The sequence below is a fragment of the Streptomyces sp. NPDC014889 genome (assembly GCF_043081205.1).
Classification (GTDB): domain Bacteria; phylum Actinomycetota; class Actinomycetes; order Streptomycetales; family Streptomycetaceae; genus Streptomyces.
In genome coordinates this window covers 565,063-582,941 of record NZ_JBIBWH010000002.1, presented here as the reverse complement: position 1 = coordinate 582,941, position 17,879 = coordinate 565,063, and the positions used below count along the sequence as shown (strand labels likewise).

Annotated in this window: 21 protein-coding genes; 7 read left to right on the top strand and 14 right to left on the bottom strand. The window is 71.4% G+C overall.

Features of this window, described 5'->3' with window-relative positions; translation table 11 throughout:
• Positions 1-31: 31 nt before the first annotated feature.
• Both ACF09J_RS05835 and dacB read right to left on the bottom strand, forming a co-directional pair.
• Complete coding sequence (locus ACF09J_RS05835) at positions 32-1,177, bottom strand: zinc-dependent metalloprotease (RefSeq protein ID WP_392304104.1); 1,146 nt, start codon at positions 1,175-1,177, stop codon at positions 32-34.
• A 134-nt stretch (positions 1,178-1,311) separates the two neighbouring features.
• Entirely contained in the window at positions 1,312-2,928 is a 1,617-nt protein-coding gene (gene dacB / locus ACF09J_RS05830; protein WP_392304103.1) for a D-alanyl-D-alanine carboxypeptidase/D-alanyl-D-alanine-endopeptidase, read from the bottom strand.
• A 79-nt stretch (positions 2,929-3,007) separates the two neighbouring features.
• Between dacB and ACF09J_RS05825 the strand changes: the two genes are divergently transcribed.
• Together ACF09J_RS05825 and ACF09J_RS05820 are read left to right on the top strand one after the other, a co-directional pair.
• Complete coding sequence (locus tag ACF09J_RS05825; protein WP_100568598.1) at positions 3,008-3,499, top strand: inorganic diphosphatase; 492 nt, start codon at positions 3,008-3,010, stop codon at positions 3,497-3,499.
• 138 nt (positions 3,500-3,637) lie between these two features.
• Positions 3,638-5,380 carry a threonine/serine exporter ThrE family protein gene (locus ACF09J_RS05820; RefSeq protein ID WP_392304102.1) on the top strand — a complete coding sequence of 581 codons (1,743 nt, stop codon included), beginning with the start codon at positions 3,638-3,640 and terminating at the stop codon, positions 5,378-5,380.
• Positions 5,381-5,405: 25 nt separating this feature from the next.
• Here the strand turns inward: ACF09J_RS05820 and ACF09J_RS05815 are convergent, their stop codons facing one another.
• A complete protein-coding gene (locus tag ACF09J_RS05815; RefSeq protein WP_392304101.1) occupies positions 5,406-6,335 on the bottom strand; it encodes a DedA family protein in 930 nt (309 codons plus the stop codon).
• Positions 6,336-6,491: 156 nt separating this feature from the next.
• On the opposite strand from ACF09J_RS05815, the gene ACF09J_RS05810 reads away from it, so the two are divergent.
• Positions 6,492-6,857 (top strand): YbjQ family protein, encoded by a 366-nt coding sequence (locus ACF09J_RS05810; RefSeq protein WP_392304100.1) that lies wholly within the window; start codon positions 6,492-6,494, stop codon positions 6,855-6,857.
• A 45-nt stretch (positions 6,858-6,902) separates the two neighbouring features.
• Here ACF09J_RS05810 and ACF09J_RS05805 read toward each other — a convergent pair whose 3' ends face one another.
• Positions 6,903-7,664 carry a MerR family transcriptional regulator gene (locus ACF09J_RS05805; protein ID WP_392304099.1) on the bottom strand — a complete coding sequence of 254 codons (762 nt, stop codon included), beginning with the start codon at positions 7,662-7,664 and terminating at the stop codon, positions 6,903-6,905.
• A 109-nt stretch (positions 7,665-7,773) separates the two neighbouring features.
• Between ACF09J_RS05805 and ACF09J_RS05800 the strand changes: the two genes are divergently transcribed.
• Both ACF09J_RS05800 and ACF09J_RS05795 read left to right on the top strand, forming a co-directional pair.
• On the top strand, positions 7,774-9,057 hold the full coding sequence (locus ACF09J_RS05800; protein WP_392304098.1) for an ion channel protein: 1,284 nt from the start codon (positions 7,774-7,776) through the stop codon (positions 9,055-9,057).
• Between the two features lie 81 nt (positions 9,058-9,138).
• Positions 9,139-10,551: a glutamate decarboxylase gene (locus ACF09J_RS05795; protein ID WP_392304097.1), complete on the top strand. Its 1,413-nt coding sequence runs from the start codon at positions 9,139-9,141 to the stop codon at positions 10,549-10,551.
• A 27-nt stretch (positions 10,552-10,578) separates the two neighbouring features.
• Here the strand turns inward: ACF09J_RS05795 and ACF09J_RS05790 are convergent, their stop codons facing one another.
• Together ACF09J_RS05790 and ACF09J_RS05785 are read right to left on the bottom strand one after the other, a co-directional pair.
• The gene (locus ACF09J_RS05790) at positions 10,579-12,039 is read right to left on the bottom strand and encodes an aldehyde dehydrogenase family protein (RefSeq protein ID WP_392304096.1); all 1,461 of its coding nucleotides are present in this window, start codon (positions 12,037-12,039) and stop codon (positions 10,579-10,581) included.
• Between the two features lie 147 nt (positions 12,040-12,186).
• The gene (locus ACF09J_RS05785; protein ID WP_392304184.1) at positions 12,187-13,011 is read right to left on the bottom strand and encodes a helix-turn-helix domain-containing protein; all 825 of its coding nucleotides are present in this window, start codon (positions 13,009-13,011) and stop codon (positions 12,187-12,189) included.
• Between the two features lie 356 nt (positions 13,012-13,367).
• On the opposite strand from ACF09J_RS05785, the gene ACF09J_RS05780 reads away from it, so the two are divergent.
• Complete coding sequence (locus tag ACF09J_RS05780; RefSeq protein ID WP_392304095.1) at positions 13,368-13,847, top strand: ATP-binding protein; 480 nt, start codon at positions 13,368-13,370, stop codon at positions 13,845-13,847.
• Between the two features lie 94 nt (positions 13,848-13,941).
• Here ACF09J_RS05780 and ACF09J_RS05775 read toward each other — a convergent pair whose 3' ends face one another.
• The 8 genes from ACF09J_RS05775 to rpmG all read right to left on the bottom strand — a co-directional run bounded on the left by ACF09J_RS05775 (position 13,942) and on the right by rpmG (position 17,551).
• Positions 13,942-14,160 carry a DUF397 domain-containing protein gene (locus ACF09J_RS05775; RefSeq protein ID WP_392304183.1) on the bottom strand — a complete coding sequence of 73 codons (219 nt, stop codon included), beginning with the start codon at positions 14,158-14,160 and terminating at the stop codon, positions 13,942-13,944.
• A gap of 191 nt (positions 14,161-14,351) precedes the next feature.
• A complete protein-coding gene (locus ACF09J_RS05770) occupies positions 14,352-14,822 on the bottom strand; it encodes an SRPBCC domain-containing protein (protein WP_392304094.1) in 471 nt (156 codons plus the stop codon).
• Between the two features lie 50 nt (positions 14,823-14,872).
• Positions 14,873-15,220 (bottom strand): ArsR/SmtB family transcription factor, encoded by a 348-nt coding sequence (locus ACF09J_RS05765; RefSeq protein WP_392304093.1) that lies wholly within the window; start codon positions 15,218-15,220, stop codon positions 14,873-14,875.
• 28 nt (positions 15,221-15,248) lie between these two features.
• Entirely contained in the window at positions 15,249-15,623 is a 375-nt protein-coding gene (locus ACF09J_RS05760) for a VOC family protein (RefSeq protein WP_392304092.1), read from the bottom strand.
• An 82-nt stretch (positions 15,624-15,705) separates the two neighbouring features.
• Complete coding sequence (rpsR, locus tag ACF09J_RS05755) at positions 15,706-15,939, bottom strand: 30S ribosomal protein S18 (protein ID WP_392304091.1); 234 nt, start codon at positions 15,937-15,939, stop codon at positions 15,706-15,708.
• A 4-nt stretch (positions 15,940-15,943) separates the two neighbouring features.
• The gene (locus ACF09J_RS05750) at positions 15,944-17,128 is read right to left on the bottom strand and encodes a CobW family GTP-binding protein (RefSeq protein ID WP_392304090.1); all 1,185 of its coding nucleotides are present in this window, start codon (positions 17,126-17,128) and stop codon (positions 15,944-15,946) included.
• On the bottom strand, positions 17,125-17,379 hold the full coding sequence (locus ACF09J_RS05745; RefSeq protein WP_392304089.1) for a type B 50S ribosomal protein L31: 255 nt from the start codon (positions 17,377-17,379) through the stop codon (positions 17,125-17,127). Before ACF09J_RS05745 ends, ACF09J_RS05750 begins: the two co-directional genes overlap by 4 nt.
• 7 nt (positions 17,380-17,386) lie before the next feature.
• Positions 17,387-17,551: a 50S ribosomal protein L33 gene (gene rpmG, locus ACF09J_RS05740; protein WP_392304088.1), complete on the bottom strand. Its 165-nt coding sequence runs from the start codon at positions 17,549-17,551 to the stop codon at positions 17,387-17,389.
• Between the two features lie 62 nt (positions 17,552-17,613).
• On the opposite strand from rpmG, the gene rpmB reads away from it, so the two are divergent.
• Positions 17,614-17,850 (top strand): 50S ribosomal protein L28, encoded by a 237-nt coding sequence (gene rpmB, locus ACF09J_RS05735; RefSeq protein WP_392304087.1) that lies wholly within the window; start codon positions 17,614-17,616, stop codon positions 17,848-17,850.
• The last annotated feature ends 29 nt before the right edge of the window (positions 17,851-17,879 follow it).

Sequence of the window (17,879 nt, the reverse complement as noted above, 5' to 3'; positions counted from 1 at the left end):
CCGGTTCCTCTTCCGGGCATCGCACACATGGTCACGGTTCGGCCCTGCGGTGCACCCGGGCGATCCAGTCCGCCGGCTTCGAGATCTCTCCCTTGGTGGGGAGGGTGTTGGGGGAGGTCCACACCCGGTTGAAGCCGTCCATGCCGACCTGCTCGACGACGGCGCGCACGAACCGCTCGCCGTCGCGGTACTGGCGCAGCTTGGCGTCCAGGCCGAGCAGCTTGCGCAGGGCCACGTCCAGGCGGGAGGCGCCCTTGGCGCGACGCTGCTGGAACTTCTCGCGGATCTCCGCCACGGTCGACACGACGTCCGGGCCGACGCCGTCCATCACGAAGTCGGCGTGGCCCTCCAGGAGGGACATCACGGCGGTGAGGCGGCCGAGGATCTCGCGCTGGGCCGGGGACTGGACCATCTCGACCAGGGAGTGGCCGCCGTCGCCCTCCTCGGCCTCGGGACGGCCGCCGGCCAGGGACTGGGCGGCCTCGCGGATGCGTTCCAGGAGCGCCATGGGGTCGACGTCCGTCTCCGCCAGGAAGGACTGGATCTCGCCCTCCAGGTGGTCGCGCAGCCAGGGCACGGCGGTGAACTGCGTGCGGTGCGTCTCCTCGTGCAGGCAGACCCACAGGCGGAAGTCGTGGGGGTCGACGTCGAGTTCGCGCTCGACGTGGACGATGTTGGGGGCGACGAGCAGCAACCGGCCGCCGCCGGGCGAGTCGGGGGAACCGCCGGCCGGCAGGTCGCGGGCGGCGGGCGCGAAGGTCTCGTACTGGCCGAGGACGCGGGAGGCGAGGAAGGACAGCAGCATCCCGAGTTCCACGCCGGTGACCTTGCCGCCGACGGTGCCGAGGACCGCGCCGCCGGGGGTGCCGCCGCGCCGCTCCTGCATCTTGTCCAGGAGCGGTTTGAGGATCTCCCGGAACCCGGCGACGTTCGCCCGGACCCAGCCGGGGCGGTCGACCACGAGAACAGGGGTGTCGTGGGCCTCGCGCGTACCCAGGCGGGTGAAGCCGCGGACATGCCCCTCGGACGCCTTGGCGTGCCGGCGCAGCTCCGCGACGACGGCCCGTGCCTCGTCCCGGCTCACCTCGGGCCCCGGTCGCACCAGTCGGGTCGCGGTCGCGACCGCGAGATTCCAGTCGACCATCCCGGAACTTGCCGCACCACCGATGCTCGTCATGTGTCAACGGTACGTGAGCCCCGCCACTCCGGGCAGGCCGTGACGCTGGGCGGATGTGTCCTTCGTGTTCCGGCCACGGCCAGTACGCCACAGGCGTGCCGAACCGGCCGGGGCCGGTCGTGGGCAGGGCCGTGTCAGGCGCAGGTGCACGTCGCCAAGGTGGTGGCCGCGTGGTCCAGGGCCCTCTGCGCTGCTTGCGGGGCCGTGGTGTCTTCCGCGAGGAAGGCGAAGGCCAGGAGGTGGCCGTTGCGGGCGACGACCGTGCCCGCGAGGGTGTTGACGCCCGTCAGCGTGCCCGTCTTGGCCCGTACGAGCCCGGCCGCGCCGTCCGTGTAGCGGCTGGTCAGGGTGCCGGTGAAGCCGGCGACGGGGAGGCCGGTGAGGACCGGGCGGAGTCCGGGGCCTGCCGGGTCGGCCGCCTTGGCCAGCAGGGCCGTGAGCAGGTCCGCGGTGAGCCGGTCGGCGCGGTCGAGTCCGCTGCCGTCGTGGAAGTCGGCGCCCGTCAGGGGCAGGTCGAGCTTCTTCAGCTGGGCGGTGATCGCGGCGGCGCCCCCGGCGAAGTCCGGCCGTCCGCCCGTCGCGGCGGCCGTCTGGCGGGCCAGGGCCTCGGCGATGTCGTTGTCGCTGTTGGTGAGCATCCGTTCGACCAGGCTCGACAGCGGGGGCGAGGAGACGGTGGCCAGGGTCTCCGCGCGGCCGGTGGCCTCCGCCGTACCGGCGACCGTGGCCCGGACGCCGTGGCCGGACAGCAGGTCGGCGAAGGCGCGGGCCGCCTCCGCCGCCGGGTCGGCCACGCGCGGGGCCGGGCCGCTGGTCGAGTCGCCGATGCGGCCCTCGTCGGCCATCAGGGCGCTGACCGGGGCCAGGTTGTCGTTCACGCCGATGGGGTGCAGGAGGGCACCGGCGTACAGGCTGGTGTCGTAGGAGAGTGTCACCTCGGTCACATGACGCCTGGTCAGCGCGGTCGCCGTGTCGGCGGCGAGGGTGCGCAGGCTCGCCAGGTTCCCGGCGTCCTTGCGGGCGGTGAGCGTGGGGTCGCCGCCGCCGATCAGGACGAGTTTCCCGGTACCGGGTTCCAGGGCGGCGCGGGTGGTGAGCCGGTGGTCGGGGCCGAGGGCGGACAGCGCGGCGACGGCGGTGGCGATCTTGGTGGTGGAGGCGGGGACGTGCGGGTCGCCGGCGCTCTGGCCGTAGAGCCGCTCGCCGGTGGTGACGTCGACGACGGCGGCCGCCCGGCGGCTGCCGAGAGCGGCGTCCCGCACCAGCGGGTCCAGGGCGGCCGCGACGGCGGAGGCGTCCGACGCCGGCCGCGCCGGGTCTCCGGAGCCGCCGAGACCCACGAGCACCGGAACGGCGCTGGGCGCGGGCTTCGCCCCGCCGCCGGACACGGATCCGGGCACATCGGACGCGTCCGACGGATCCGGCATACCGGACCGGCGACCGTGATCTGCGCCACCCGCGCGCTCCAGGGCCACGGCCCGGTCCCGCTCGGCCGTACGCTGGCCGGAGGAGTCCCAGGGTCCGGCGGCGGTCACCGCACCGGCGGCGAGCGCGAGCCCGGCCGTGGCGGCACCCGCGGTGTACTGCCAGGTCCGCGGCTCGGCGAGCCGCGTCCCGGCGGCCCCCGCGAGTCGCGCGACCCGCGGTTTCACGGCCCGCGCGGCCCGTACGAGCCGCGGCCGTGCGGCCCGTGCGAGACGGGCCAGGCGCGGTCTCGCGGCCCGCCAGGCTCTCAGCTCCGGCACGACCACCAGCCCCTTTCGCGATCACACACCTGCGTGAGGGACACTTAATCACCAGAACTATGTGCTGATCATGGAGGAGCCACCGGTGGAGTTCGACGTCACGATCGAGATTCCGAAGGGTTCGCGGAACAAGTACGAGGTGGACCACGAGACCGGTCGTATCCGCCTGGACCGTCGACTCTTCACTTCGACCAGCTACCCGGCGGACTACGGCTTCGTCGAGAACACCCTCGGCGAGGACGGCGACCCGCTGGACGCGCTGGTCATCCTGGACGAGCCGACCTTCCCCGGTTGCCTCATCAAGTGCCGCGCGATCGGCATGTTCCGCATGACCGACGAGGCCGGCGGCGACGACAAGCTGCTGTGCGTGCCCGCGTCCGACCCGCGTGTGGAGCACCTGCGGGACATCCACCACGTGTCGGAGTTCGACCGTCTGGAGATCCAGCACTTCTTCGAGGTCTACAAGGACCTGGAGCCCGGCAAGTCCGTCGAGGGCGCCGACTGGGTGGGCCGCTCCGACGCCGAGGCGGAGATCGAGCGTTCCATCAAGCGTTTCCAGGAGCACGGCGGTCACTGAGCCCCGCGCCTCCCACAGGCCGCGCCGTCCCCACGGGGGCGGTGCGGCCGTTCGCGTACGCGCGGCCGTTCGCGTACCGGTACGTCCGTCTGCGCATACTGAGGCAGACGGAAGGTGTCGTTCAGGGAGCGTTTCTCAGTGACGGACGCGGAGGACCGCAAGCCGCAGTCGGACGAGGCGCGGAGTGCGTTCAGGGCTCCCGCCGGGTCGTCGGTGACCCAGGTGACCCAGATGATCCCGGTGGTACCGGCGGCCGACGGAGAGTCGTCCACGACGTCCGAGTTCGCCGTACCCGAGGGGCTGACGGCGCGCAGGACGGGGACCGCCGAGTCGGAGACCACGTCCGAGTTCGCCGTGCCGAACGGACTCGACGTCGCGCCGCAGCCGGCCGTGGAGCCGGAGGGGTCCGCCTTCAGCCCGCCGCGCACCTACAGCGCCCGCCAGGCCCCGCCCGCCTTCACCCCGGCGGGCGGCATCCCGGCGATCAACCTGCCCAAGGACGTCCCCTGGCAGGACCGGATGCGCACCATGCTGCGCATGCCGGTGACCGAGCGGCCCGCGCCCGAACCGGTGCAGAAGGCGGAGGAGGAGGGTCCCGCCGTCCCGCGCGTGCTCGACCTGACCCTGCGTATCGGCGAGCTGCTGCTCGCGGGCGGTGAGGGCGCCGAGGACGTGGAGGCGGCGATGTTCGCGGTCTGCCGTTCCTACGGCCTGGACCGCTGCGAGCCGAACGTCACCTTCACCCTGCTGTCGATCTCCCACCAGCCGTCCCTGGTCGACGACCCCGTGACGGCGTCGAGGACGGTACGCCGCCGGGGCACCGACTACACGCGCCTGGCGGCCGTCTTCCGGCTCGTCGACGACCTGAGCGACCCGGAAGCCCACATCTCCCTGGAGGAGGCCTACCGGCGGCTGGCGGAGATCCGCCGCAACCGGCACCCCTACCCCGGCTGGGCGCTGACCGCGGCCGCCGGGCTGCTCGCGGGCACGGCCTCCGTCCTGGTCGGCGGCGATCTGATCGTCTTCGTGGCCGCGGCGCTCGGTGCGATGCTCGGCGACCGGCTGGCGTGGCTGTGCGCGGGGCGCGGGCTGCCGGAGTTCTACCAGTTCACGGTCGCCGCGATGCCGCCGGCCGCACTCGGCGTCGCGCTCACCGTGGCGCACGTCGACGTGAAGGCGTCCGCCGTCATCACCGGTGGGCTGTTCGCGCTGCTGCCGGGGCGGGCGCTGGTGGCGGGCGTGCAGGACGGCCTGACCGGCTTCTACATCACCGCCTCCGCGCGCCTGCTGGAGGTCATGTACTTCTTCGTCGGCATCGTCACCGGCGTGCTGCTGGTCCTGTACTTCGGTGTGAAGCTGGGCGCCGCGCTCGACCCGGACGCCGCGCTCGCCATGAGCCGGCGGCCGGTGCTCCAGATCGTCGCGGCGATGCTGCTGTCGCTGACCTTCGCCGTGCTGCTGCAGCAGGAGCGGTCCACCGTGCTCCTTGTGACGCTCAACGGCGGCGTCGCGTGGTCGGTGTACGGCGCCATGCACGACGTCGGCAACATCTCGCCGGTGGCGTCCACGGCGGTGGCGGCCGGCCTGGTGGGCCTGTTCGGGCAGTTGCTGTCCCGCTACCGGTTCGCGTCCGCGCTGCCGTACACGACCGCCGCGATCGGGCCGCTGCTACCGGGTTCGGCGACGTACTTCGGTCTGCTGTCGATCGCGCAGAACAACGTCGACAAGGGGCTGGTGTCGCTGGCCAAGGCGGTGTCGCTCGCCATGGCCATCGCGATCGGGGTGAACCTCGGCTCGGAGATCTCCCGGCTGTTCCTGAGGGTGCCGGGCGCCGCCTCCGCCGCGGGGCGCCGGGCCGCGAAGCGGACCCGCGGGTTCTGACCCGCGGGGCCCGGCTCCGCGGGACCTACGGGGCGCGGTAGTAGCCGCCGTTGTCCGGGTACTGCGGGGGGTTCTGGTCGTAGCCGCCCTGGCCCTGCTGCTCGCCGTACGGCTGCTGCGGGTACGGCTGCGCGTACTGCTGCTGGCCGTAGCCGTACTGCTGCTGCTCCTGCGCGGGCCCGTTCTGCTCGCCGTACTGGTGCGGCGGCTCGATGCGGCGCAGGCGGGTCGTGGCGTCGTCCATGACCGGCTGCTGGAACTGCTGCGGCTGCTGCTGCCCGTACGGGCCGGCGGCGGGCTGCGGGGCGCGGCCGGCCGGCTCCTCGGGGGCGTTCTTCGCCTTGGAGCGGGCGCGCAGGAACTCGATGATGATCGGGACCACCGAGACGAGGACGATCAGGATGAGGATCGCCTCGATGTTGTTCTTGACGACGCCGATGTTGCCCAGCCAGGAGCCGAGGAGCGTCACGCCCGCGCCCCACAGCACACCGCCGATGACGTTGAAGACCAGGAAGGAGCGGTACCGCATGCCACTGACGCCCGCGATGATCGGCGTGAACGTGCGCACGATGGGCACGAAGCGGGCCAGGACCAGGGACTTCGGGCCGTACTTCTCGAAGAACTCGTGCGCCTTGGTGACGTTCTCCTGCTTGAACAGGCGGGAGTCGGGCCGGTTGAAGAGCGACGGCCCGACCTTCTTGCCGAACATGTAGCCCGCCTGGTCGCCCAGGATCGCGGCGAGGCAGATCAGGGCGATGGCGCCCCACAGCGGGAAGTCCAGCTGCTTCGACGTGATCAGCAGACCGCAGGTGAACAGCAGGGAGTCACCCGGCAGGAAGAAGCCGATGAGCAGACCCGACTCGGCGAAGACAATGAGGAGCAGGCCCCAGATGCCGAACGAGTTGAGCAGGTGGTTCGGATCCAGCCAGCTCGGGCCGAGGGCAAGCGTCGTCACGGTTCCGGACTCCTGAGGGTGGGGTGGTGCGGCGTCGAGGGGGAGGCGAAGCCTCGTGCGGTGCCGCACAAAGCTACCAACGCAAGGTATACGCCCAAGGTTCCAAGGGTGTCCGGGGGATGGCGCCGCGCGGTCCTCTCACGCCAAGCTTGCGCCATGAACATCGAGGAATACGGCGGCGGCCAGGAGCCCGAGCCGGATGTGCTGGTCGTGACGACGAACGACGTACCCGGCCACCGGGTGGAGAAGGTGATCGGCGAGGTCTTCGGGCTGACGGTCCGGTCCCGGCACCTGGGCAGCCAGATCGGGGCGGGTCTGAAGTCGATGATCGGCGGTGAGCTCAAGGGGCTCACCAAGACGCTGGTGCAGACCCGCAACCAGGCCATGGAGCGGCTCGTCGAGCAGGCACGCGCGCGGGGCGCCAACGCGGTGCTGGCCTTCCGCTTCGACGTGACCGAGGCGGCGGACGTCGGCACGGAGGTGTGCGCCTACGGCACGGCCGTGGTCCTGGCCCGGGAGTGACCGCCCGGGGCCCGGGTGCCGCGGGACCCGGGCCCCACGACGCTCCTACGAGGTGTGCCGCTCGGCGTTGGCGAGGATCGCGTCGTGCAGATACGCGGCCAGGCCGGGCCTGATCTGCTCGTACGTAGCGGTGAAGCGGGGGTCGGCGACGTACATCCGCGCCAGGCAGGTGTGCATCTCGTGCCCGCAGTCGTAGTAGCTGCCGGAGATGAACCGGCGGTGCTCCTCGGCCACGTCCATGGCGGCCTCGGAGCCGGCCGGCGTACCCGCGTCGAGCAGCGCGGCCATGCGCCGGTGGATCGCGTCCTGCTCCTCGGTGAGCCGCTTCCAGTCCTCCTTGGTGTACGAGGCGGTACGGCGCTGGGACTGCCGGTAGGCCTCCGTGCCGCCCCAGCGCTGCCGGACCTCGTCGGCGTATCTGTCGGGGTCGTGGTCGCCGAAGACCTCGAACCGCTCCTCGGGCGTGAGATCGATGCCCATCCTGCGTGCCTCCATGGCGTGTTCCACGGCCTCGGCCATCTTCTTCAGCTTCTCGATCCGGGCGGTCAGCAGTTCGTGCCGGCGGCGCAGGTGCGCGGCCGGGTCCGCATCCGGGTCGTCGAGCAGGGCCGCGACCTCCTCGAGCGGGAAGCCGAGCTCCCGGTAGAACAGGATCTGCTGCAGCCGGTCGAGGTCCGCGTCGCCGTAGCGCCGGTGGCCCGCGTGGCTGCGCTCGCCCGGGACGAGCAGGCCGATGTCGTCGTAGTGGTGCAGGGTGCGCACCGTCACTCCGGCGAATCCGGCGACCTGTCCCACGGAGTAGCTCACTTCCGCTCCTTTCTCGGTACGCCGTCCACGGTGGCTCCTCACGCCGCGTGAGGTGCAAGCGTGTTTCGTTCCGGATGTTGTGTCGCTTTCGTCCGCTTATCGTGAGCCCGTGGCCCAGGACACCGCACAGCAGGCACCGACCGCCCCGGCGGCCCCGGCCCGCGCGCTGCTGCCGCTGATCCTGCCCGCGCTGGCCGTCGGGGTCGGCTCCAGCCTGCTGTTCCTGCTGGTGAGCGGGGTGGCTGAGCAGTTACAGGGGGTTCTGTGGGAGATCCTGCCCGACGCCCTGGGCATCGGGCGTCACTCGGTGGTCTGGACGCTGGCCGTGCTCACCGCGACCGGCGTCCTGGTGGGACTGGTGGTGTGGCGGGCGCCGGGGCACGCGGGCCCGGACCCGGTGACGCTGGGTCTGACGGCAGCCCCGGTGGCGCCGGCCGTGCTGCCGGGGCTGCTGGTGGCCGCCATGCTGATGCTGGCCGGCGGGCCGAGCCTCGGCCCTGAGAACCCCATCATCATGGCGAACGTGGCCCTGGCGTTCGCGCTGGGCCGCCGGCTGCTGCCCCGGCTGCCGGGCGCGCTGTGGCCGGTGCTGGCGGAGGCAGCGACGATCGGCGCCCTGTTCGGCACCCCGGTGGCCGCCGCGCTCGTGATCTCCGAGGCGCTGGCCGGACGGCCGGCCAAGGGGGCGCTGTGGGACAACCTCTTCGCGCCGCTGGCCGCCGGGACCGCGGGCGCCATGACGACCGCGCTGATCGCCCGCCCCACCTTCGACCTGGGTCTGCCGCCCTTCGGGCGACCGCACTGGGGAGACCTCCTGGCCGCGCTGGTGATCGCCTCCGCGGCCGCGCTGCTCGGCCTGCTCGCCGTGTACGCCTTCCCGTACGTCCACCGCGCCTTCTCCCGGCTCGGGCACCCGATGCTGGCCCTGCCCGTCGGTGGGCTCGTGCTCGGTCTGCTGGCGGTGCTCGGCGGCCCCCTCACCCTCTTCAAGGGGCTGTCGGAGGTCGCGGAGCTGACCCGCGATCCCGGCGCCTGGACGGCGGGGCAGTTCGCGACCATGACCGTGGTGAAGCTGGCCGCGCTGCTCGTCGCCGCGTCCTGCGGGTTCCGCGGCGGGCGGATCTTCCCGTCCGTGTTCGTCGGCGCCGCCTTCGGACTGACCGCGCACGCCCTCGTGCCCGCCGTGCCCGAATCGCTCGGCGTGGCGGCGGGCGTACTGGGGATGCTCCTGGCCGTCACCCGGCAGGGCTGGGTGAGCCTGTTCACGGCCGCGGTACTCGTGTCCTCTCCGACCGTCCTCGCCCTGCTGTGCGCCGCCTCGCTGCCGGCCTGGCTGCTGGTGACCGGCAGGCCGCTGATGCAGCTGAGGAAGGACGGTACGGCGATCCGCTGACCCCGCAGCCCCTCCCCCGCTCCTACGCACCCTCCGGACCCAGGAACCCATCGACCGCGTCGACCCCGCAGGAGACAGCCCATGCCGCTGCACCGAGGACACGAGAAGCCCGACGAGCGCCCCCTGTCCGTCAACCCCTTCTACGGGGAGGCGAATCCGGCCGTCGAGATGGCCGAGGCGCCGCCCAAGCACCGGCTCGGCGACACGCCTTTGCCGCCCTCGACGGCGTACCAGCTCGTGCACGACGAGCTGATGCTGGACGGCAACGCACGGCTGAATCTGGCCACGTTCGTCACGACCTGGATGGAGCCGCAGGCCGGCGTCCTGATGAACGAGTGCCTCGACAAGAACATGATCGACAAGGACGAGTACCCGCGCACCGCCGAACTGGAGCGGCGCTGTGTGGCGATGCTCGCCGACCTGTGGAACGCGCCCGATCCCTCGGCCGCCGTGGGCTGTTCGACGACCGGGTCGAGCGAGGCGTGCATGCTCGCCGGGATGGCGCTCAAGCGGCGCTGGGCACGGCGCAACGCCGACCGCTACCCCGGCCGGGACGCCCGCCCCAACCTCGTCATGGGCGTCAACGTCCAGGTGTGCTGGGACAAGTTCTGCAACTTCTGGGAGGTCGAGGCACGCCAGGTCCCCATGGACGGCGACCGCTACCACCTCGACCCGCGGGCCGCCGCGGAGCTGTGCGACGAGAACACCATCGGGGTCGTCGGCATCCTCGGCTCCACCTTCGACGGCTCCTACGAGCCGATCGCGGACCTGTGCGCGGCCCTGGACGCCCTGCAGGAACGCACGGGCCTCGACATCCCCGTGCACGTCGACGGCGCCTCGGGCGGCATGGTCGCGCCCTTCCTCGACGAGGACCTGGTCTGGGACTTCCGGCTTCCGCGGGTGGCCTCGATCAACACGTCGGGGCACAAGTACGGGCTGGTGTACCCGGGTGTCGGCTGGGCGCTGTGGCGGGACGGCGAGGCACTGCCCGAGGAGCTGGTCTTCCGGGTCAACTACCTGGGCGGCGACATGCCGACCTTCGCGCTGAACTTCTCCCGGCCCGGCGCGCAGGTGGTCGCCCAGTACTACTCGTTCCTGCGGCTGGGCCGCGAGGGCTACCGGCTGGTGCAGCAGGGCACCCGGGACGTGGCCCGCCACCTCGCCGAACGGATCGAGGCGCTCGGCGACTTCCGGCTGCTGACCCGCGGCGACCAGTTGCCGGTGTTCGCCTTCACCACGGCACCGGACGTGCAGGGCTTCGACGTGTTCGACGTGTCCCGGCGGCTGCGCCAGTACGGCTGGCTGGTGCCCGCGTACACCTTCCCGCCGAACCGGGAGGACCTGTCCGTGCTGCGGGTGGTCTGCCGCAACGGGTTCTCGGCGGACCTCGCCGAGTTGTTCCTCGACGATCTCAACCGGCTGCTGCCCGAACTGCGCCGCCAGCCGCACCCGCAGACCCGGGACAAGAACGCGGCCACCGGGTTCCACCACTAGAACCTCTGGGTCCACCGCTGGAAACCTCTAGAACGGGAAGCCGCTCCGGCCGTGCTGGACCGAGATCCACTTCAGCGTGGTGAAGGCGTCCAGGGTCGTCTCGCCGTTCAGGCGGCCGATGCCGGAGTGCTTCTCGCCCCCGAAGGGGACGAGCGGCTCGTCGTGGACGGTGCCGTCGTTCACGTGGAACATGCCGGTGTCGATCCGCCGGGCGAAGGCGACGCCTCGTTCGACGTCCGCCGTGTGGACGGCGCCGCTGAGGCCGTACGGGGTGTCGTTGACGATCCGGACCGCCTCCTCCTCGCCGTCGAACGGGACGACGAAAGCGACCGGACCGAAGACCTCCTGGCGGAGCAGGGAGGAGTCGGCGGGCAGGTCCGTCAGGACCGACGGCTCGACGAGGTTGTCGTTGGTGGCGCCGCGCAGCAGGGCCGTGGCCCCCTCGGCGATCGCCTGCTCGACGGCGCCCGACACCGCGTACGCCTGCGTGGAGTTGATCACCGGGCCGATGACGGTCTCCGGGTCGCGCGGGTCGCCGACCTTCAGCGAACCGACCTTGGCGACGAACTTCGCGGTGAACTCCTCGGCGACCGAGCGGTCCACCAGGATCCGGTTCGCCGCCATGCAGACCTGGCCCTGGTGGACGTACCGGCTGAAGACGGCCGCGTCGACCGCGTAGTCGAGGTCGGCGTCGTCCAGGACCACGACCGCGCTGTTGCCCCCGAGTTCCAGGACCGAGCGCTTGAAGTGGGAGGCGCAGACGGTGGCGATGTGGCGGCCGACCTGGTCGGAGCCGGTGAAGGAGATGACCTTGGGGACGGGGTGCTCGATGAAGGCGTCGCCGATCTCCGCGATGTCCGTGACGACGACGTTGAGCAGACCGGCCGGCAGACCCGCGTCCTCGAAGATCTTCGCGATCAGGGAGCCGCCGGTGACCGGGGTGTCCTGGTGCGGCTTGAGCACCACGCCGTTGCCGAGGGCGAGCGCCGGGGCGACCGACTTGAGGGACAGCAGGAAGGGGAAGTTGAAGGGGCTGATGACGCCCACGACGCCGACCGGCACCCGGTAGACGCGGTTCTCCTTGCCGACGACCGGGGAGGGCAGGATCTTCCCCTCGGGGCTCAGCGCCAGATGGATCGACTCGCGCAGGAACTCCTTGGCGAGGTGCAACTCGAAAGCGGCCTTCAGACGGGTGCCGCCGAGCTCGGCGATGATCACGTCGGTGATCTCCGGCTCCCGCTCCTCGACCAGCCGCAGCGCCTTCTCGAAGACGGCTCTGCGGGCGTAGGGGTTGGTCGCGGCCCACTCCTTCTGGGCGCGGGCGGCCGCGCGGTAGGCCTGATCCACCTCGTCGACCGTGGCTATGGTGATCGAGGCCAGCTTCTCCCCGTCGTACGGATTGAAGTCGATGATGTCCCAGGAGCCGGTCCCCGGGCGCCACTCGCCGTCGATGTACTGCTGGGCCAGGTCGGTGAAGTAGGACGACATGTGCTCCCTCGATCCCCTGCTGCGAGACGGTCGAAGCAGTCGGAGCCCCGGATCAACTCCCGATCACTTCTTCACGGTCTGATCGCGTGTCATCGTACTTGCGAGCGAAGCGGGTTGCTGTGCGATGCGTGTTTCCGGGGGGGTTCCCTACGAGAGCTGGAGCAGCCCCCGCAGCAGGTCGCGGCTCCCGTCCGGGCCGGGTCCGTCGTGCTGGAGCTCCTGCAGCGTCCTCTCGTACTGGGCGACGTCCTCGGGCTTGTCCAGGTAGAGGGCGCTGGTGAGCTGCTCCAGGTAGACCACGTCCGAGAGGTCCGACTCGGGGAAGCTGAGGATGGTGAAGGCCCCGGACTCGCCGGCGTGCCCGCCGAGGCCGAACGGCATGATCTGCAGCCGTACGTTGGGCCGCTCGGAGATCTCGATCAGGTGCTGCAACTGCCCGCGCATCACGTCGCGGTCGCCGTGGGGGCGGCGCAGGGCGGCCTCGTCCAGGACGATGTGGAGGTCCGGCGCGTTCTCCGAGACGAGGTACTTCTGCCGCTCCATGCGCAGCGCCACCCGCCGCTCCACGTCGGCCTCGCTCGCGCCCTGCATACCGCGCCGGACCACCGCCCGGGCGTACGCCTCGGTCTGCAGCAGTCCGTGCACGAACTGCACCTCGTAGACGCGGATCAGCGACGCCGCGCCCTCCAGTCCCACATAGGTGGGGAACCAGCTGGGCAGGACGTCGGAGTAACTGTGCCACCAGCCCGCGACGTTGGCCTCCCTGGCGAGGGAGAGCAGCGACGTGCGCTCCGTCTCGTCCGTGATGCCGTACAGGGTCAACAGGTCTTCCACGTCTCGGGTCTTGAAGCTCACCCGGCCCAACTCCATCCGGCTGATCTTCGACTCCGAGGCGCGAATCGAGTACCCGGCCGCCTCGCGCGTGATCCCCCGCGCTTCCCGCAGTCGCCTGAGTTGCGAGCCGAGCAGCATGCGCCGCACCACCGATCCTGGCTCTCCCGCGCTCACGTTCGCCAGCCTCCCCAACCGTCTTCAGGGGCCGCAGTCTGCCACTAATTCACTCCGAGCTGTACTCGCGCGATTACGGAAACGGAAAGAGATCAAGGAATCCCCACGAGCGCCGGCCGGGCGGGAGACCGGTGGATGACGAGAGGATGGCGGAAAAAAATGGCCAGTAAGCGGTACGGGGAGGCTCAATTCGGTCGCGTGCACGTGCATCTGCCCTTGCATCTGCTCTAAGCATCCGAAAGCATGGTCTCGCGCCACCGCTGCATCGCAACGACCGCGGATTACCGGGAGTGCCTCGCATGGGGACGAATGGATCGACCATGCTCGAGCCGTTACGGCAGGGCCTTCCCCCGCTGGACCCCGCGGCCGTGGCCAGCGCGGCCTCCTGCGCGCTGCCCGCCCGCTACGAAGCGGTGCGCGAGGCAAGACGGTTCACCCGCGCGACCCTTGACCGGTGGAAGCTGGACGAGCGGTTCGAGGACGTCTGCCTGGTGGTCTCCGAGCTGGTCACCAACGCCCTGCGGCACGGGGTGCCGGTGCCGCAGCCGGAGGGCGCGTGCGATCACGACTCGCCCGTGCGGCTCCATCTGCTGCGCTGGACCGGGCGGCTGGTGTGCGCGGTGCGCGACCCCAGCCGGGAGAGCCCGGTCGCCCGCGAGACGGACGACTTCTCGGCGGAGTCGGGCCGCGGCCTCTTCCTCGTCGACTCCTTCAGCGACGGCTGGGGCTGGCACCCGCTGACCGGCAGCCTGGACGGCAAGGTGGTCTGGGCGCTCTTCCGGCTGCCCCCCGCCGAATGACGAACCGCGGCACTCTTCCACGCCATTGTTCTACGCGCGTCACCAGGTGTCGCGCACCCCTCTTGCGGAGTCACACCTCTCGCCGGAGGGCGGGTCAGCCCGCTATCAGGTGGTCGAACTCCCCGTCCTTGACGCCGAGGAGCATCGCCTCGATCTCCGCGCGCGTGTAGACGAGCGCCGGGCCGTCGGGGAAGCGGGAGTTGCGCACCGCCACGTCTCCGCCCGGCAGTCGCGCGAACTCCACGCAGGAGCCCTGGGAGTTGCTGTGCCGGCTCTTCTGCCAGGCCACCCCGTGCAGCCCCGCGGCCGCCATGCCGTTGTACACGTCGCCCCCGTACCCGCCCTCGACGTCGTCCACAGGTCGCTCCCCGGTGGTGCACTGGCTGGTATGGCCATTGATGCATCGGTCAACTGATCCGGATCATAGCCCTGTTCACATGCAGATGCGTGAGCAGATGCACGTGCACGGGGAGTGGTTCAGCGGTTACAGGCCTGCCGTCCGCCTCACCCGAGCCGCTCCAGCGTCTGCCCCAGAACGCGCAGGACATGCGAACGCCATCCCCCGTCCATGATCTTTCGAGCCATCATCTGCGCCGGGTCGTCCGGATCGAATCCGTCGTGCACCAGGAAGAGACGCGTTCCGCGGCCTTCCTGTTCCAACGTCCAGGTGAGTGTCCAGTCCGCGGGATTGGCCGGATCGGCATCCCTCCAGCGGACGGACAGCATCCGCTGGACGTCGTAGGCGAGGACCTCCACGTCGACGACGCCGGAGAAACGGGAGTTGGGCCGCGGGACGGAGGTCATCCGGTAGCGGTGGCCGACCTCCAGGCGGAAGTCGGCGGCACCCGGCATCTGCCACTGGGCGAGCAGCGAGGGCTCGGTCAGGGCCCGCCAGACCTTGGCCGGCGGGTGCGGATAGAACTGGTCGACGCGGATCGTGGTGAGGTCGTCGCCGTGGGGGTCGGTGGTGCTCATGTGCGATCGCCGTGGGGTGTGGGGGCTCGGGCGCGGTCACCGCAAGGGTCTCAGGCGGGGTCGTCGTCGGGCATACGGTCCAGCAGTGCGCCGAGTTCCTTCATCCGGCCGCGCCAGAACCGCTCGTACGGGTGGAGCCAGTCCTGCACCTCGGCCAGCGGGGCCGCCTCCAGACGGTAGATGCGCTGCCGTCCGGAGCGCTGCTCGGAGACGAGGCCGGCCTCCCGGAGCACCTTGAGGTGTTCCGAGAGGCTGGGGCGGCGCATGTCGAAGTGGTCGGCCAGGTCCTGGACGGGCTGCGGCCCCTCCTCGCGGAGCAGCCGCAGCACCTCGCGTCGGGTGGTGTTGGCGAGCGCGGCGAAGACGCGGTCCTCCGCGGCGGTGTCCGTCCCCTTCATGCGGTGCTCGTCCCGTTCATGGCGGCGGTCAGAAGCCTTCCTTCTCCGTCATCAGCATCAGACCGTTGCCGTCGGGGTCCGTGAAGGAGGCCATGCGCCCCCAGGGCAGGTCGTCCGGACCCTGCACGGTGACGCCCGACTGCGCGAGCCTCGCGCAGTCGGCGTCGACATCGGTCGTGACCAACATGATCCCCCGTGCCGATCCGGGCTCGAAACCCCCCATCCCCGGCCCGGAGAGCGTGAAGACCGTCTGCGCGCCGGCGGGCGCCACCTGGAGCCAGCGCCCCTGGGGCATGTCCCGGTCGGCGACGGTGCCGAAGCCGAGGACGTCCGTGTAGAAGCGCAGGGCCCGGTCCTGGTCGCCGACGGGGAGGGTGACGAAAGAGGCGTGGGTGATGTTCATGGGGACGACTTTAGGTAGGAAATTCCCTACGTGTCAACCGTAGGAAATCTCCTACCTGTAACCTCGTGCGTCACCGGCCGGTTCAGCGGCCCGAGTACGGCAGCAGCGCCATCTCCCGCGCGTTCTTGACCGCCCGTGCGAGCAGCCGCTGCTGCTGGGCCGTGACCCGGGTGACCCGGCGGCTGCGGATCTTGCCGCGGTCGGAGACGAACCTGCGCAGCAGATCGGTGTCCTTGTAGTCGATGTAGGAGATTCCTGCCTGCTCCAGGGGGTTGGGACGGGGCGCGGCGGGCTTGCGGTCGCTCTTGCGGGGCATCGGTTCAGACCTCCAGGAGGGTGTCGAATGCGGACGCCAGGCCCTTCCATGCCTCGCGCCCTGCGGCGTACTCGGCGTCGGTCAGCAGGCAGGACTCCAGCAGCCGTTCGAGACCGTCGCGGTCCAGACCGGGAGACGTGAAGACGAGGTGCTGGCAGCGGTCGCCGTGCTCCGGGTGCCAGTCCAGTGCGGCGGCGGCCCGGCGCACCGGCGGGACCAGGTCCCAGGCCGCGTCCGGCAGGGCGGCGAGCCACGGGCCCGCGCTCTCCACGCACAGCGCGCCGCCGGCCGCGTCCCAGTGCAGCAGCGTGTCGGGCCGGTCGGCCAGCCAGAACCGGCCGCGGCTGCGCGCTGCGGCGCAGGTCAGGTCCTCCAGGGCCGCGTACAGCCGCTCCGGGTGGAACGGGCGGTGGCGGCGCCAGACCAGGGTCGAGACGCCGTGCGCGTCCTCGTCGGCGGGCAGCAGCGCGCACGCCGGGTGCTGGGCCGCCGCGGCCGCCTCGACGTCGAATCCGGCGAGGGCGGCGCGGACCAGCTCCGAACGCCCGGCGGCCTCCCCCGCCCGCACCCGGGCGGGGCCGGCGCCCGCCGGGTCACCGTGGCCGATCGGGACCCGGCGGGCCGTCGGGTGGAGTTGTGCCAGCAGTGCGCGGTCCTCGTCGTCGGCCTCCGGGGAGTCGGCGACGGCGAGCACGGGCGCGTACTCCAGTTGCCGGGCGAAGGTGTCGGCGACGGTCCGCTGGTCGGTGGCGGCCGCGGCGAGCCCGCCGTCGGCCAGGTCGTCGCCGTTGCCGAGGTACGGCAGGACCAGCGCCGGGTCGACGGCGGTGACCACGCCGGTGACCGTGAGGCCGCCGGCCACCACCACCTCGGCCATCGCCTTGGGCTCCACGGAGTCCCACAGCTCGACCACCGCGAGCCGGGTCCGCCCGGCGTCGGCGATCGCGCGCAGCTCCGGCACCAGGTCCTCGCGCAGCGCGCAGCACGCGCAGTCGTTGACCAGGGGCGTCTCACCGCGGGACAGCACCCCGGAGGCGTCCCGGACGGTCCGCACGACCGTGCCCGCGGGGGCCGTCGCCAGATCGTGGTGGAGCGCGACGCCACCGGGCACCTCGGCGAGGAGCCGCGCGACGGCCGCCCTCCGGGCGTCGGCGTGCAGCCCGCCGACGATCACCACCGACAGACTCACGCCCCGCCCCGCTTCCCGTACCGGCGTTCGAAGCGCTCCACGCGCCCGGCGGTGTCCAGGACGCGGGCGGTGCCGGTGTAGAAGGGGTGGCTGACGTTCGAGATCTCGACGTCGACGACGGGGTGGGTGCGGCCGTCCTCCCACTCGATCGTCTTCTCGCTCGTCATCGTCGAGCGAGTGAGGAAGGCGTGGCCGGCGGCACGGTCACGGAAGACGACAAGGCCATAGGCCGGGTGGATTCCCTTGCGCACGGCGGCCTCAGCGCTCCTCTCGGAAGTCGGTGTGCCGGCCGGCGACCGGGTCGTACTTGCGCAGGGTCAGCCGGTCGGGATCGTTGCGGCGGTTCTTGCGGGTGACGTAGGTGTACCCGGTTCCGGCGGTGGACCGGAGCTTGACGACCGGGCGGAGTTCGTTGCGTGCCATGTCGCTATGCTACTGAAAATGAATTCCATTTACATCACCGAACGAGGAGAGGTGCGTCACCTGTGTCCGCCCACTGCATGCTGACCGGCGCCCGGCCCGGCTTCGGCAACCGCGTCTCGCACTCCCACCGCCGGACCTCACGCCGCTTCGACCCGAACATCCAGACCAAGCGCTACTGGCTGCCGGGCGAGGGCCGCCATGTGCGGCTGCGGCTGAGCGCGAGGGCGGTCAGGACCGTCGACACGATCGGCGTCGAGGCGGCCGTGGCGCGCATCCGCGCGCGCGGAGTGAAGGTCTGAGGAACCCCGAGGAACCGAGAAGCAGGGAG

What these genes read in the sequence shown, in the direction of transcription:
- ACF09J_RS05835 (WP_392304104.1), bottom strand. Translation starts at nt 1,177, where the DNA reads ATGACGAGCATCGGTGGTGCGGCAAGTTCCGGGATGGTCGACTGGAAT.
- ACF09J_RS05810 (WP_392304100.1), top strand. Translation starts at nt 6,492, where the DNA reads ATGAACATCGAGGAATACGGCGGCGGCCAGGAGCCCGAGCCGGATGTG.
- ACF09J_RS05795 (WP_392304097.1), top strand. Translation starts at nt 9,139, where the DNA reads ATGCCGCTGCACCGAGGACACGAGAAGCCCGACGAGCGCCCCCTGTCC.
- ACF09J_RS05790 (WP_392304096.1), bottom strand. Translation starts at nt 12,039, where the DNA reads ATGTCGTCCTACTTCACCGACCTGGCCCAGCAGTACATCGACGGCGAG.
- ACF09J_RS05785 (WP_392304184.1), bottom strand. Translation starts at nt 13,011, where the DNA reads ATGCTGCTCGGCTCGCAACTCAGGCGACTGCGGGAAGCGCGGGGGATC.
- ACF09J_RS05780 (WP_392304095.1), top strand. Translation starts at nt 13,368, where the DNA reads ATGCTCGAGCCGTTACGGCAGGGCCTTCCCCCGCTGGACCCCGCGGCC.
- ACF09J_RS05775 (WP_392304183.1), bottom strand. Translation starts at nt 14,160, where the DNA reads ATGGCGGCCGCGGGGCTGCACGGGGTGGCCTGGCAGAAGAGCCGGCAC.
- ACF09J_RS05770 (WP_392304094.1), bottom strand. Translation starts at nt 14,822, where the DNA reads ATGAGCACCACCGACCCCCACGGCGACGACCTCACCACGATCCGCGTC.
- ACF09J_RS05765 (WP_392304093.1), bottom strand. Translation starts at nt 15,220, where the DNA reads ATGAAGGGGACGGACACCGCCGCGGAGGACCGCGTCTTCGCCGCGCTC.
- ACF09J_RS05760 (WP_392304092.1), bottom strand. Translation starts at nt 15,623, where the DNA reads ATGAACATCACCCACGCCTCTTTCGTCACCCTCCCCGTCGGCGACCAG.
- rpsR (WP_392304091.1), bottom strand. Translation starts at nt 15,939, where the DNA reads ATGCCCCGCAAGAGCGACCGCAAGCCCGCCGCGCCCCGTCCCAACCCC.
- rpmG (WP_392304088.1), bottom strand. Translation starts at nt 17,551, where the DNA reads ATGGCACGCAACGAACTCCGCCCGGTCGTCAAGCTCCGGTCCACCGCC.